Origin of the sequence: Herbiconiux sp. A18JL235, from assembly GCF_040939305.1 — a bacterium.
Lineage (GTDB): Bacteria > Actinomycetota > Actinomycetes > Actinomycetales > Microbacteriaceae > Herbiconiux.
Genome location: NZ_CP162511.1, coordinates 653,747 through 666,919 on the forward strand (window position 1 = coordinate 653,747; position 13,173 = coordinate 666,919).

15 protein-coding genes are annotated in these 13,173 nt (G+C 71.1%); 3 read left to right on the forward strand and 12 right to left on the reverse strand.

The genetic code is table 11. The features are described 5' to 3' along the window. Positions 1 to 86: 86 nt before the first annotated feature. Entirely contained in the window at positions 87 to 611 is a 525-nt protein-coding gene (locus ABFY20_RS02985) for a GNAT family N-acetyltransferase (protein ID WP_368498470.1), read from the reverse strand. Positions 612 to 711: 100 nt separating this feature from the next. Continuing rightward, positions 712 to 1,461 carry an SDR family oxidoreductase gene (locus ABFY20_RS02990; RefSeq protein WP_368498471.1) on the reverse strand — a complete coding sequence of 250 codons (750 nt, stop codon included), beginning with the start codon at positions 1,459 to 1,461 and terminating at the stop codon, positions 712 to 714. Positions 1,462 to 1,605: 144 nt separating this feature from the next. Here ABFY20_RS02990 and ABFY20_RS02995 point away from each other — a divergent pair, with 144 nt between their 5' ends. Continuing rightward, positions 1,606 to 2,460: a helix-turn-helix transcriptional regulator gene (locus ABFY20_RS02995; protein WP_368498472.1), complete on the forward strand. Its 855-nt coding sequence runs from the start codon at positions 1,606 to 1,608 to the stop codon at positions 2,458 to 2,460. Between the two features lie 15 nt (positions 2,461 to 2,475). Here ABFY20_RS02995 and ABFY20_RS03000 read toward each other — a convergent pair whose 3' ends face one another. The 7 genes from ABFY20_RS03000 to ABFY20_RS03030 all read right to left on the reverse strand — a co-directional run bounded on the left by ABFY20_RS03000 (position 2,476) and on the right by ABFY20_RS03030 (position 9,779). Next, on the reverse strand, positions 2,476 to 4,188 hold the full coding sequence (locus ABFY20_RS03000) for an amidohydrolase (protein ID WP_368498473.1): 1,713 nt from the start codon (positions 4,186 to 4,188) through the stop codon (positions 2,476 to 2,478). A gap of 76 nt (positions 4,189 to 4,264) precedes the next feature. Continuing rightward, entirely contained in the window at positions 4,265 to 4,990 is a 726-nt protein-coding gene (locus tag ABFY20_RS03005; protein WP_368498474.1) for a nucleoside/nucleotide kinase family protein, read from the reverse strand. Then, a complete protein-coding gene (locus ABFY20_RS03010; RefSeq protein WP_368498475.1) occupies positions 4,977 to 5,849 on the reverse strand; it encodes a sugar phosphate isomerase/epimerase family protein in 873 nt (290 codons plus the stop codon). Before ABFY20_RS03010 ends, ABFY20_RS03005 begins: the two co-directional genes overlap by 14 nt. A 14-nt stretch (positions 5,850 to 5,863) precedes the next feature. Beyond that, complete coding sequence (locus ABFY20_RS03015; RefSeq protein ID WP_368498476.1) at positions 5,864 to 6,805, reverse strand: sugar phosphate isomerase/epimerase family protein; 942 nt, start codon at positions 6,803 to 6,805, stop codon at positions 5,864 to 5,866. Position 6,806: 1 nt separating this feature from the next. Further along, positions 6,807 to 7,610 carry an ATP-binding cassette domain-containing protein gene (locus tag ABFY20_RS03020; RefSeq protein ID WP_368498477.1) on the reverse strand — a complete coding sequence of 268 codons (804 nt, stop codon included), beginning with the start codon at positions 7,608 to 7,610 and terminating at the stop codon, positions 6,807 to 6,809. Beyond that, positions 7,607 to 8,587 (reverse strand): ABC transporter permease, encoded by a 981-nt coding sequence (locus ABFY20_RS03025; RefSeq protein WP_368498478.1) that lies wholly within the window; start codon positions 8,585 to 8,587, stop codon positions 7,607 to 7,609. Before ABFY20_RS03025 ends, ABFY20_RS03020 begins: the two co-directional genes overlap by 4 nt. Before the next feature lie 145 nt (positions 8,588 to 8,732). Next, complete coding sequence (locus ABFY20_RS03030; RefSeq protein WP_368498479.1) at positions 8,733 to 9,779, reverse strand: substrate-binding domain-containing protein; 1,047 nt, start codon at positions 9,777 to 9,779, stop codon at positions 8,733 to 8,735. A 176-nt stretch (positions 9,780 to 9,955) separates the two neighbouring features. Here ABFY20_RS03030 and ABFY20_RS03035 point away from each other — a divergent pair, with 176 nt between their 5' ends. After that, positions 9,956 to 11,137, forward strand: a complete 1,182-nt coding sequence (locus ABFY20_RS03035) for an ROK family protein (protein WP_368498480.1) — start codon at positions 9,956 to 9,958, stop codon at positions 11,135 to 11,137. On the opposite strand, the gene ABFY20_RS03040 is transcribed toward ABFY20_RS03035, so the two are convergent. Next, a complete protein-coding gene (locus ABFY20_RS03040; protein WP_368498481.1) occupies positions 11,124 to 11,816 on the reverse strand; it encodes a Pr6Pr family membrane protein in 693 nt (230 codons plus the stop codon). The genes ABFY20_RS03035 and ABFY20_RS03040 overlap by 14 nt on opposite strands. Positions 11,817 to 11,896: 80 nt before the next feature. Between ABFY20_RS03040 and ABFY20_RS03045 the strand changes: the two genes are divergently transcribed. Next, a complete protein-coding gene (locus ABFY20_RS03045) occupies positions 11,897 to 12,478 on the forward strand; it encodes a uracil-DNA glycosylase family protein (RefSeq protein ID WP_368499854.1) in 582 nt (193 codons plus the stop codon). On the opposite strand, the gene ABFY20_RS03050 is transcribed toward ABFY20_RS03045, so the two are convergent. Beyond that, positions 12,465 to 12,740, reverse strand: a complete 276-nt coding sequence (locus ABFY20_RS03050) for a DUF3253 domain-containing protein (protein ID WP_368498482.1) — start codon at positions 12,738 to 12,740, stop codon at positions 12,465 to 12,467. The genes ABFY20_RS03045 and ABFY20_RS03050 overlap by 14 nt on opposite strands. After that, positions 12,737 to 13,081, reverse strand: a complete 345-nt coding sequence (locus ABFY20_RS03055; protein WP_368499855.1) for a biopolymer transporter Tol — start codon at positions 13,079 to 13,081, stop codon at positions 12,737 to 12,739. The genes ABFY20_RS03050 and ABFY20_RS03055 overlap by 4 nt, the downstream gene beginning before the upstream one ends. Positions 13,082 to 13,173: the final 92 nt, after the last annotated feature.

Below are 13,173 nucleotides of genomic sequence, written 5' to 3' on the forward strand. Positions count from 1 at the left end.
GTCCGGCCGGGCGGACTCTCCGACCTTCGCGCCGGAGCGTGGCGTCAGCGTGTCGGTCGGCGGGAGGGGTGGAGAACTCGGGGCTGTCAGCGGGCTGGTGAGGTGAGGTGCTTGCGCATCTCGAGTTCACGGGTGGTGCGGTCGAGGGGGTAGGGGCGGGTGGTGCCGGTCTCGGTGAAGCCGCGGGCGCGGTAGGCGGCGATGGCGCGGGCGTTGTGCTCGTGCACCTCGAGGCTGAGGGTGTCGCCGCGCCCGGCTGCCCAGGCCTCGATCTCGTCGAGCAGGGCATCGGTGACCCCGGCCGCACGCCCGCGGTGGCTCGGCGCCACGTAGACGCCGTAGAGGAACGCGCCCGGCGAGCCGACGGGAACCTTCGACAGCATCGTGCCGACCCAGCGGCCGTCGTCGGCGATGGCGGCAACCGTGATCGACGATGCCGACGAGCCCTCGCGCGCCCACGCCCGCCACTCGGCCTCCGAACGGCGGTGCGCGTGCTCGAGGGTCTCGAGGTAGGCGAGCGGGGTGTCGGTGAGCATCTCGAGCCGCAACGCCCGCACCTCGGCCCAGTCGTCCTCGGTGGTGCGCCTCACCTCGAACCCTCGCTGCGACATGCCTCGACTCTACGACGCCGGCCTGCGGCCCGCCCTCGCCCGGCCCGACACCGCTCAGCTGCACCCTGACGACCACGCGGGAGCTCCGCCGGAGCGGAGGTCAGTTGGCGCGGCCGCTCTGCGCCTCGAGCACCTCGGCGTAGCGGCCCTCCGCCTCGGCGAAGCGTTGGCGCTTCACGCGTTCGACGAGGATCTGCTGCGCCTCGGGCTGCGTCTCGAGCAGGTGCATCGTCTCGTCGAGGTAGTCGTCGAGCGGCATGGCATGCGGGTTGTCTTTGAGGTTCATGAGGGTGGTCTGGGTGGCCGGGGGAGCGAGCTCGATCACCTGCACCGACGTGCCGGCGAGCTGCACCCGCATCGAGTCGGTGAAGGAATGGATCGCCGCCTTCGTGGCGCTGTAGGTGGGTGTGGCGGGCAGCGGCACGAATGCGAGGCCAGACGACACCGTGAGCACCGCCGCCGAGGGCTGCTCGAGCAGGTGCGGGAGGAAGGCAGCGACGAGCCTGATCGGGCCGAGCAGGTTCGTCGCGACCGTACGCTCGGCGACCTCGAGGAAGCCGGGGTCGCGCAGGTTCTCGGGCTGCATGATTCCCGCCATCGCCACGAGCACGTCGAGCTCGGGATGTGCCGACGTGACCGCGCGGAAGGCCTGGTCGATGGAGTCGGGGTCGGTGGTGTCGATGAGCTGCGCCTCGAGCCCCGGGTTCTGCTCGACGATCTCGGCGAGCAGCTCGGTGCGGCGCCCGCCCACGATGACGGTGTTGCCCGCTGCCTGCAGCCGCTGGGCGAGCCCCAGGCCGATGCCCGAGGTCGCACCGGGGATGAAGATCGTGTGTCCTTGGATGTTCACGGCTCTCGCTTTCTGATCTCTCACGGACGCGGTGGAGCATCCGTGATTCGAGTACACCTCCGATCTTCCAGCCGAACCAGGACAGGGGCATCCGCTGATCGACGATCAGTGGATAAGTCGCGCTCGAGGGGTCAAGGTGGAGGAGTGGACACCGCCGCATTCGGAGACTTCGTACGCACTCGCCGGGCAGCCCTCCAGCCCGAAGACGTGGGCCTTCGCCGCGGCCCGCGACGCCGCACCAGCGGGCTTCGGCGCGAAGAGGTCGCCGAGCTCTCGGGCATGTCGGCCGACTACCTGGCGCGCCTCGAACGCGGTTCGGGACTGCAGCCCAGCGAGCAGATGGTGGCGGCGCTCGCGCGCGGGCTGCGGCTCACGCTCGCCGAACGAGACCATCTCTTCCTCCTCGCCGGCCACCGGCCGCCCGGGCGCGCGCTCTCGAGCGACCATGTGAGCCCGGGGCTCATGCGCATTCTCGACCGCCTCGCCGACACGCCGGCCGAGATTCTCGGAGCGCTCGGCGACACGCTCGTGCAGACCGACTCCGCCGTCGCGTTGCTCGGCGAGCAGACCAAGCACACGGGCGCCGCCAGGAGCGGCTACTACCGGTGGTTCACCGACCCCTCCTCACGCTCCATCTACCCCGCTGACGACCACGAGCACCACAGCAGGGTGCGTGCCGCGCAGTTGCGCGCCGCGGCAGCCCAGGCCGGCCCGGGATCGGAGGTCGCCGCTCTCGTCGACCGGCTGCTCGACGAGAGCGCGGAGTTCAGGGCGATGTGGGAGCTCGGCGGTGTGGGCCTGCGGTACACCGATGAGAAGCGCTTCGTGCATCCCGAGGTGGGCGAGCTGTCGCTGCACTGCCAGGTGGTGCTCGACCCCGACCAGTGGCAATCGCTGCTCGTGTTCACCGCCACCCCGGGCACTCCGAGCGCCGACAAGCTCGCCCTGCTCACCGTGCTCGGCGCCCAGCGCCTCGCCGCCCGGCACCAGCCGGTGTGACCCGGCCGCGCGAGCTCAGTGCACGCGCACCCCGCCGATCCACGTCGACACCACTCGGGCCTCCGCGATGCGCTCGGGCCCTGAGTCGAACGGGTCGCGGTCGAGCACCGCGAGGTCGGCGAGGTGGCCGGGTGCCAGACGGCCGGTGGTGTCGCCCCGCCCGTTGGCGTGCGCGCTGCCCGCGGTGTACCCGGCGAGAGCCGTGGCCAGATCGAGCTTGTCGCGGTCGCCGCCGAGCGGTTCGGGCTCGGCTCCGAAACCCGTGCGTGTCACGGCGACCTGAACGGCGTCGAGCGGATACGCGCTCGACACGGGCCAGTCGCTGCCGAACGCCAGGGCGGCACCGGCCCGCGCGATTCTGCCGAACGGGTACGACCGCTCCCGCGCCCCCGCAGGGAGGATGGGCAGGCAGAGGTCGCGCAGCTGGTCGTCGGTGCGCGCCCAGAACGCCTGCAGGTTCGCGATGGCGCCGACGGATGCGAACCGTGCGATGTCGGCGTCGGCCACCATCTGCAGGTGGGCCAGCTGGTGCCGGCGCGGCGGCCGGAGCGACGGGGCGTCGGCCCCCGCGGCCCGGGCCGACCTCGCCAGCCCCGCCAGCGCATCCAGGGCCTGACTGACGGCCCGGTCGCCCAGGGCGTGGAAGTGCACCGAGAAGGCCTCAGCATCGAGCGCCGCGACGTACTCCGCGAGGTGCGGGGGCGATACGAAGTCGAGCCCCGACGCCACCTCGGGCGCGAGCCCGGGCACCGCATACCGTCCGTGGATCGACGCCGTGTGGTTCTCGACGATGCCGTCGAGCATCATCTTCACCGTGTCGGCCGCGAACAGCTCGGGCCGGCCGAGCGCCGCGGCGCGCCGCCGTCGCTCCATGAGGGAGTCGAGCTGCTCGAGGCCGGCGTCGCGGTTCCACCACAGCGCTCCGGTCACCCGGGCGCGCAGCCGACCCTCGTCGACGCCCCTGAGGTAGAGAGGGAGGGCATCGCCGAAGCCGAGCCCCTCTCCGACCAGGGCGTCCTGCCAGCCGGTGATGCCGAGGGAGAGCAGGTGGTCTTGCGCGGCCAGCAGGCCCCGGTAGGCGAGGTCGGCGTCGGGCAGCGGCTTGACCGTCTCGAACAGGGTGAGGGCGCCCTCGTGCACGGTGCCGCTCGGGGTGCCGTCGGGGTCGCGCTCGAATTTCCCGTCGGCGGGGTCGGGGGTCGCTGCGGTGATTCCCGCCCGTTCGAGCGCCGCCGTGTTCACCCAGGCGCTGTGGTGGTCGCGGCTCATGAAGTACGCCGGCCGGCCCGCCGTCACCTCGTCGAGCAGACGGCGGTCGGGGGTGCCGCCGGCGAAGTGGTCCATGCTCCACCCGCCCCCGAACAGCCACTCGCCCGGGGTCTCGGCGGCGTAGCGCCGCACGATGGCCAGTGCCTCGTCGGCCGACTCGGCCGCGCTGAGGTCGCACTGCAGCATCTCGAGCCCCGCGGGTGCCGGATGCACGTGCGAGTCCTGGAAGCCCGGAACGACGAGACCGCCGGCGAGGTCGACGCGCCGGGTCTCGCCGCGGGAGGGCGCGGGCCCGTCGGCGGTGGCGGCGAGTGCTGCCGCCTCCACCTCGGCCGACGAGCCCACGGCGAGGATGCGGCCCTCGCGCACCAGCACAGCGCCGTCGACGCTCCGGGTCATCCCCGCGGTGAAGTACGAGCCTCCGGCGAAGACGGTCTGTCGGGCGTCAGCGTGATCCATGGGGCCATTCTGCCCCGATGGAGCGCCCTCGACGGAGCGTCCCCGGCGGAGTGCTCCCGCCAGCGCGTACCCGGCGTCACGCGCCCGAGACGACGGCTCCCGTCACGCCCGACACCACGAGATCGGCGCGCGGCGCTGTCGACTCGATGAGGATGGCGTTCTTGCCGTCGACGGTCTCGGCCCAGGCCAGCGCGGCCTCGTGCGAGCGGCCGCCGATCTCGTGCCGCACCACGAGGCGCGACACGCGCACCTCGTCGGGGGTCTCGCAGAACCACGACTCCGACAGCAGCGCCTTCACACCCGACCACGGGCCGTCGTCGACGAGCAGGTAGTTGCCCTCGACGATCACGAGCTGCGTCTCGGGCTCGACGGCCATCTCGCCGGCGATGGGCTCCTCGATGGCGCGGTCGAAGCTCGGCGCGTACACCGTGTGATCGGTCTCGGCCTTCAGCCGGCCGAGCAGGGCCAGGAACCCCCAGCCGTCGAAGGTGTCGATGGCGCCCTTGCGGTCGATGCGGCCGAGGCGCTTCAGGGTCGACTCGGCGAGGTGGTAGCCGTCCATAGGAACGTGGGCCGCGAACGGTGCTCCGGCACCGCCCGCCGCCTCGTTCAGCTCGTTCACGCGCGCCGCGAGCCGGCTCGCCAGCGTCGTCTTGCCCGCGCCGGGGCTGCCCGCGATGCCCAGGATGGCGCGCGAACCCGGGGTGACCAGGGCGAGCGCGCGACGCGCCAGCTCGTCGAGCCCCGCGATCTCGGCAGGCGCGACGGATGCAGCGGGCAGCGTGGGGTCAGAGTGCGACACGGGTTCCCTCGATGATGTTCGTCAGGTAGCGGTGCGAGTGCGCCGCCAGAGCCGGACCATCGTTCCACAGGTTGCGCCAGATCGCGAGGTCGTTCGAGAGCGTGGGCGACACGACGGCCGACGAGAACGACTCAAAGGTGATCGGCCCGTCGTAGGAGATGTCGGCGAGGGCGTGGAAGAAGGCGCCGAAGTCGAGGTGCCCCGAGCCGAGGTAGCCGCGGTGGTTCTCGCCGATGTGCACATAGCCGAGGCGGTCGCCCACGAGGTGCACCGGGCGCACCAGGTCGTCCTCCTCGATGTTCATGTGGTACGTGTCGAGGTGGATGAGCACGTTGTCGTGACCGATGTCGTCGGCCAGTCGCAGCGCATCCGCCGCCGTGTTGATGACGTTGGTCTCGTACCGGTTGCAGATCTCGAGCCCGAGGGTCATGCCGAGTCCCTGCGCCTCGACGGCGAGGTCTTTCAGCGTCGCCACGACGTTCGCCCGGCCCGCGGCCGAGAGCGCGTGACCGTACTTGCCGAGCGCGCTGTAGAGCGCCCCGGTGAAGTGGGTGCCGCCGAGACCGTGGGTGATCTGCAGCGAGTCGTGCAGCAGCTTGGCGCCGCGCGCCACCACCTCGGGGTCGTCGCTCGACACGTCGGCCTCGAAGGCGAGCCCGCGCGAGGTGACGATGCCGAGGCCCGCCGCGTCGAGGGCGGCGCGGGCGGCGGGAACGTCGAGGTTCGCGGCGTCGTGCAGCGAGAGCTCGAGCAGGTCGAACCCGGCGGCCTTGGTCTGGGCGATGATGTACTCGACCTCGGCGGGCGTGGTGCCGCCGGAGAAGACGAGGGCGTGCACGCCGAGCTTGTTCGTGGTCATGATGCGGTGGTCCTTCAGTCGATGGGGGTGAGTAGAGCGGATGCGGTGAGCTGCTCGCGCACGAACGCGGCGGCGGAGCGGGAGAGGTCGACGGGGTCGCTCCAGAGCGTGCGCCAGGCGCCGATCTCGTCGCGGGTCGCCGCCGAGATGACGGCGGGGGAGAACGACTCGACCGTGAGGGGGCCGCGGAAGCCGGTGTCGGCGAGGGCCCGGAACAGCCCGGCCCAGTCGAGCGACCCGGTGCCGAGCCGCCCGCGGTGGCTCTCGGAGAGGTGCAGGTACGCCAGCAGTTCGCCCGCGTCGTGCACGGCGTCGGTGAGCGAGAGCTCCTCCGTGTTGGCGTGGTAGGTGTCGAGGTGCAGCAGCGCGTTGTCGACGCCGCGAGCCTGCAGCTCGCCGATGAACTCGGCCGTCTGCGCGGCGGTGTTCAGCAGGTTGCTCTCGTAGCGGTTGACGTACTCGAGGCCGATGCGCACGTCGGCCTGACGGGCCGCCGCGGCCACCCGCTCCAGCACGGCCAGGGCGTTCGCCCGGGTGGCGGCGGTGGCGGGCCGGTCGTACTTGGTCATCGCCGAGTAGGTCACCCCGCCCACGTAGCCCGCCCCGATGGCGTGCGCGAACTCGACGGCGTCGAGCAGGCGGCGCTCGCCGCGGGCCGAGGCCGCAGCATCCGTGGTGTTGATGTCGGAGGCGGGGTCGAGCGCGAGCGACACCACGGCGTCGAGGCCGGTGTCGTCGAGCAGGGCCACGGTGCCCGCCGCCGAGAGCGAACCCTCGGAGACCGGGGCCGGAGCCGGGATCTCGACCAGATCGAATCCCGCAGCCGCGCTGCCCTCCAACGCGAACCGCGCCGAGGCGGGCGACCAGTCCTTCACCCACACCCCGGCGTGCACGCCGAGCGGCACGGCGGGGAGCGCCGCGGCCCTCCGGAACGGGATGCGGCTGTCGACCACCATGTCAGGAGGCCTTCGCGCCGGTGATGAGGGCGACCAGCTCGTCGCCGTCGGTCTCCTCGGTGCGGCGCTCCGCCACGGCCATGCCGGCGCGCATCACCCAGACGTGGTCGGAGAGGCGCATCACTTGGTCGAAGTTGTGGCTGATGAGCAGCACCGCGACCCCCGAGTCGCGGAGGGTGTTGATGACGCCCTCAACACGCGCGGTCTCCTGCACACCGAGCGCGGCCGTCGGCTCGTCCATGATGACGATCTTCGAGCCCCAACCCGCCGCACGGGCGATGGCCACGGCCTGGCGCTGACCGCCGGAGAGGCGGCGCACCTTGCTCGTCACCGGCGGCACGTTCACGGCGAGGTTCTTCAGCAGGTCGCCCGCCGTCGCCTTCATCAGCTTGCGGTCGAGGGTGCGGAACGGGCCCACGCCGTGGGTCTTCTCGCGGCCGAGGAAGAAGTTCTGCCACACGGTGAGGTCTTCGACGAGCGCCAGGGTCTGGTGCACCGTCTCGATGCCCCGCTCGCGAGCGGCGTTCGGCGTCTCGAAGGTGACGTCTTCGCCGTCGAGCACGATGCTGCCGGAGTCGGGGCGGTGGATGCCGGAGAGGCAGCGCACCATCGTCGACTTGCCGGCGCCGTTGTCGCCGATGAGCGCGGTGATCTCGCCGCGGCGCATGGTCATCGACGCGCCCTTGAGAGCGTGCACGCCGCCGAACGACTTCTTGATGTCGGTGGCCTTGAGGATGAAGTCGCGCGTCTGCGTGGTGCCGGTATGGGGCGAGCCCTCGGGGCGGCTGTTGTACTGATCGGTCATTTCTTCTGGAACCTCGTGAGTAGGGCGGCCAGGACCACGACGAGTCCGACGGCGAGCGGCTGGTAGAACTGCGAGACACCGAGCAGGGTGAGACCGTTCGTGAGGGCGGTGAGCAGGAGGGCGCCGATGACGGGGCCGACGATCTTGGCCTTGCCGCCCGTGAGGCTCACGCCGCCCAGCACGACGGCGGCTATCGAGTTGAGCAGGAACTGCGTGTTGATGGCGGGCTCCGCGGCTCCGACTCGGGCCACCAGGAGGAGGGCGGCGAGCCCGGCCAGGCCACCCGAGATGAGGTAGACGGCCATCCGGATGCGCGTGGCGCTGATGCCGTTGGCCACGGCGCTCTCCTCGTTGCCGCCCACCGCCTGCACGTGCAGACCGAAGCGGGTGCGGAACATGAAGAACCAGGCCAGCACGGCGACGATCGCCGCCAGGATGATCGGGTAGCCGAAGATGCCGAGCGAGCCCGAGGTGAGGGTGAGCAGCTCGGGGCTGGTGACCGTGATGGGCTTGCCGTTCGAGACGATGAGCGCGAGGCCCGTGGCCACCGAGAGCGTACCGAGGGTCGCGATGAAGTCGGTGACCTTGCCCTTCGCGATCAGCAGCCCGTTGATGAGGCCGATCGCGAGACCCGCGACGATGGCCACGAGGGCGGAGAGCCAGAAGCCGGCGCCCGCCTGGAAGGCGAGACCGAAGCCGATGGCGCCGAACGTCATCGTCGCCGAGATCGACAGGTCGATGCCGCCGGTCGTGATGACGAACGACTGGCCGATCGCCAGGATGACGAGGATGGCGGCGGCGACCAGCATCGCCTTGATGTTGCCGAGGGTGAGGAAGGTCGGGCTGAGGCTGGCGAAGACGATCACCAGGGCGACGAGGCCGATGGGGGCGGCGTTCTCGGCCCAGAACGAGATCTGGCGCACGTTCTGGCCGATCGCCTGCAGCCTGGTGGGGCTGGGGGTGGCGGTACTGGTCATGAGGTCACGTTTCTGTGGTGGAGGCGGGGCCCCGGCGGGTGTCGATTCCGGTCTGAGGCTAGGGGTTGAGCGGAGCTCAAAGGCGCCTCAGACCGGAATCGACACCCACCAGGGCAGGTGCACCGCCGGTAGAGAGGGAGGGGGGTTAGTTGGTGGGGAGGAGGGGCTCGAGGGGGTTCTCGAAGGGGGCGAAGGGCTGGGGGAAGGCGGAGATGGCGTCGTCGGCCTCGGTGGGCGTGACGAGGGCGGTCGGCGACTCGATCTCCTTGGGCAGCTCGCCGCCCGAGGTCGCCACCTCGCAGGCCTGCAGGCCCAGGGTGCCGATCGCGTAGGGGTACTGCGCCACGGTGGCGGAGAGCCCGCCGTCCTTCACCGACTGGAGCGCATCCTTGTTGCCGTCGACGCTCACGACGACGATCTGGCCGGTGAGACCCGCGTTCTCGACGGCCTTGACGATGCCGAGGCCCATGTCGTCGTTGGCGGCGAAGAAGGCCTTCACGTTCGGGTTGGCCGCGATGATGTCGGTCGCGGTGGTCAGCGCCACCTCGCGCTTCCAGTCGGCCGCCGACTCCTGGATGACGTCGAGGTCGCTGCCGATGGCGGCCTTGAAGCCGTCGACGCGGGCTGCGCTCGTGACGTCGCCGGCGACGCCGCCGATGATGGCGACCTCGGAGCCCGCTGCCACCTTCTCCTTCACGAAGTCGCCCGCCTTGCCGCCGGCCGCCTCGTTGTCGGTGCCGATGTAGGTGGCGATGTCGAGGTTCGCCGACTTCGCGGCATCCGAGTCGATCGGGTTGTCGATGTTGACGATCGGCTTGCCCGAGGTGCCGATGGTGGCGAGCGCCTGCACCAGGTTGGTGCCCGAGATCGGGTTGACGATGAAGCAGCCGAAGTCCTGCCCGGCGAGCGTGGTGAGCTTGTCGGCCTGGCCGGTGGTGTCGCCGATGTCGGCGGCGGCCTGGATGGTGACGTCGACGCCGTCGGTGTCGGCGGTCTCCTGGATTCCCGACTCCATGGCCTGGAAGAACGGGTTGTCGAGACCCTTGATGACCGCGGCGACCTTGCTCGACGAGGAGCCGTCACCGCCGTCGCCCGAGCCGCTGCCCGCGCAACCGGCGAGGGCGAGGGCGGCGATTCCGAGAGGGAGGGCGATGCGCGCTGAGCGCATCCACGTTGCGTCTTTGCTGAACATTGTGATCCTTGGCGGGTTGGGGCACCACTACGTGCCGTCGATCTGAAACTACGCCCACTTTTGATTTATTGCAAACCAAAAGTGACCCAACTTCTCTCCAACATGTGTTTGAATTGAGCCAGGAACCCGACCATGACGGTCACAACAGCGATGGAGCTCTGCGTAAAGTGAAGGATGTGCGAACCCACGTCGGTGAAGTCCTCGCGCTGTTCCGCGAGCACGGCGAGCTGTCGCGCACCGAGGTCATCGACCTCTCGGGTCTCTCCCGCTCGACGGTGAACCAGCGCCTCGGCGCCCTCCACGACGCAGGGCTCATCACCGAGATCGGCGGAGGCGAGTCGACCGGGGGTCGCCCCTCGAGCCGCTTCGCCCTCAATCGATCGCGCGCCGTCATCCTCACCGCCGACATCGGGGCCACCGGCTTCGTCGCTGCCGTCTGCGATCTCGCGGGCGAGCCCCTCCGGCACACCTCGCGAGCGGTGAACGTGTGGGAGGGCCCGCATCCGGTGCTCTCGCTCGTCGACGAGGCGTTCGACGAGCTGCTCGACGGCGAAGAGGTGTGGGGCATCGGCGTGGGTGTGCCCGGGCCGGTCGAGTTCGCCGCGGGGCGCGTGGTGAACCCGCCCATCATGACCGGGTGGGACCGTTTCGACATCGCCGGCTGGTTCGCCCCCCGCGGGGCCCCTGTCGTCGTCGAGAACGACGCGAATTCGCGCGCCGTGGCCGAGGCACGGGTGCGCCGCCACGACAACCTCATCAGCCTCAAGGTGGGCACCGGAATCGGGTCGGGGCTGGTGTTCAACAACTCCATCATCCGCGGGGGAGAGGGGGCGGCGGGCGACATCGGCCACACCAGGGCGGCGATCGCCGATTCCGCCGACGGGCTGCCCTGCCGCTGCGGGAACACCGGATGCGTGGAGGCCTACGCCAGCGGCTGGGCGCTCATCCGCGACCTCGAGCTCGACGGGCGCGAGGTGGTCGACGTGGCCGGGGTGGTCGCGCTCGTGCGCCAGGCCGATCTCGGCGCCGTGCGGCTGGTGCGGCAGGCGGGCCGCATCCTGGGCGACGCCGTCGCCGACCTGGTGAGCATCCTCAACCCCGAGACCATCGTCATCTCGGGTCAGCTCGCCGAGTGCGGCGAGGTGCTGCTGAGTGGGGTGCGCGAGCGGGTCTACCAGCGCTCGCAGCCGCTGGCCACCCGCAACCTCGTCATCGGCGTCTCCGACCTCGGCGAGGTGGCGGGGGTGACGGGGCTCGCGCTCATCACCGTCGACCGCATCCTCGCCACCGCCGCCATCGACGACCTGCTCGAACGGGTCGACGGCGCGGCTGCGGAACCCGGGCTCAGTCGCGCGTGACGGGTTCGCGCACGAGGGCGGGCATCCGCTTGTCGAGAACGACGAGCACGGCGGCGATGCCGATGGCCACGAGCAGGATGACCGCGGAGTTCCGCACCGAGTCGGCGAAGCCGATGAGGTCGACGTCGAGGAACGGGTACGGGTACCAGCCGGTGATCGCGCCGCGGATGAAGGTGTAGAGCAGCCAGGCGATCGGCCAGACGAAGGCGAGTGCCATCGTCTTCCAGCCCATGCGAGGGCGCGGCCCGAAGATCAGCCAGCCGAGCACCGTGGCCCACGGGGAGATGTAGTGGAACCCGATGGTGGCGGCCAGCGCCCAGCCGGTGGGGTGCACCAGCTGTGCCAGCACGAAGTCGTAGACGATGCCCGTGATGATGATGCCGAGCATCGCGTCCATACGGAGGATGCGCCAGAGCCGCCCGTCGCGGTGGATGTTCAGCGCCAGCGCCGTCGAGGTGCCGAGCACGAACAGGTTGCTCTGGATGGTGAAGTAGCTGAACAGGTTCACGAACTTCTCGCCGAGGCTCTGGTTGCCCTGTGGCTGGGTGGAGTTGACGTCCTGCCCGCCGGTGAACACGAGCACGATCTGCACCACGAGGGCGGCGAACACGATCACCGCGATGGCGCCGAACCAGAGGCGCGCCGCCGTCACCCGTGCCGTCGAAGTCTGCTCAGGCATCCCCACCCCCGTCGCTGCCCGCGCCCACCGTGGCCGCGCCGCGGCACCAGGGTAGCGGGTCGGGGCAGGATGGTGGGGTGATGGAGTTCGATCGGTTCCGCGACGAGGTGGCGGCCCACCCCTCGAACGACTGGGCGCGCGAGCGGGGGTACGCGCCGCTCGTGGTGGGTTCTGAGCGCTCACGGGTGCTCATCGTGAGCCAGGCGCCCGGACGGCGGGCCCAGGCCAGCGGCATCCCCTTCGACGACCCGAGCGGTGTGCGCCTGCGCTCCTGGCTCGGAGTGAGCGACGAGGAGTTCTACGACCCCGACCGGCTCGCCATCGTTCCGATGGACTTCTACTACCCGGGCAAGGCGGCCAGCGGCGACGCGCCCCCGCGCGCCGGCTTCGCCGCCCAGTGGCACCCGCGGGCGTTCGAGCTGCTGCCCTCGGTGCGGCTCACGGTGCTGGTGGGCGCCTACGCCCAGCGCCGCTATCTCCCCTCACGGCCCGCGCTCTCGCTCACCGAGACCGTGCGCGCCGCCGGCACCCGGCTGCCGTACTTCCCGATCGTGCACCCGTCCCCCCTCACTCAGGGCTGGCGCCTGCGCAATCCCTGGTTCGAGACCGACACCGTCCCCCTCCTCAGTCGCCTGGTGCGTGAGGCCCTCAGCGCTCCGTGAGGCGGATGCGAATGGGGCCCTTCGGGGACGTGGGGTCGATGACCTCGCCGTGCTGGGTGACCTCGACCTCACCGCGGGCGACGAGGCGACGGGCGGCGTCGCGGACGGGTTCCATGAGGGGGCGCCAGGGCTCGTCGGTTCCTTCGACCGCGGCGCGGGCCGCGTCGGAGGGGCAGATGGTCGAGGGGGCGCGCCGGGCGAGGAGGTCGAGGATTGTCGACTCGAGGCGGGTGCCGAGGTCGTCGGCGGCCAGGCTCGTCACGAGTGGCTGCCGCCGTTCCCGTTCCCGTTCCCGGCTCCGCTGACGCCTGAGCTGCGCAGCTGGGCGAGTGCGGCCTCGGCGCGGCTGAGCCGGTCGATGGGGGAGAGATCCCACCAGGCGGGCCCCCGCTCGCCGAGGCCCCGCTTCGCGAGGTCGACCCGCCGACGCGCCGCGCTCAGCCGGGTGCCGTCGTCGGAGCGGCGCGCTGCGCGCACCCCGGCCCGGCCGCGGCCGAGCTCCGACTTGAGCGCGTCGACGAGCTCGGGAGGGAGTTCGGGGTCGGTGCGCCGCCAGCGGCGGCCGTCGATCACCAGCCAGCGCTCCGCATCCGTCTCGCCGATCGTGACCGCGGCCGCATCTGCGGTGTCGGCACGCGCATCCGGGGTGTTCGCCGTCTTCGCATCCGTCGACTCGTCCACGCGATCTCCCTCCG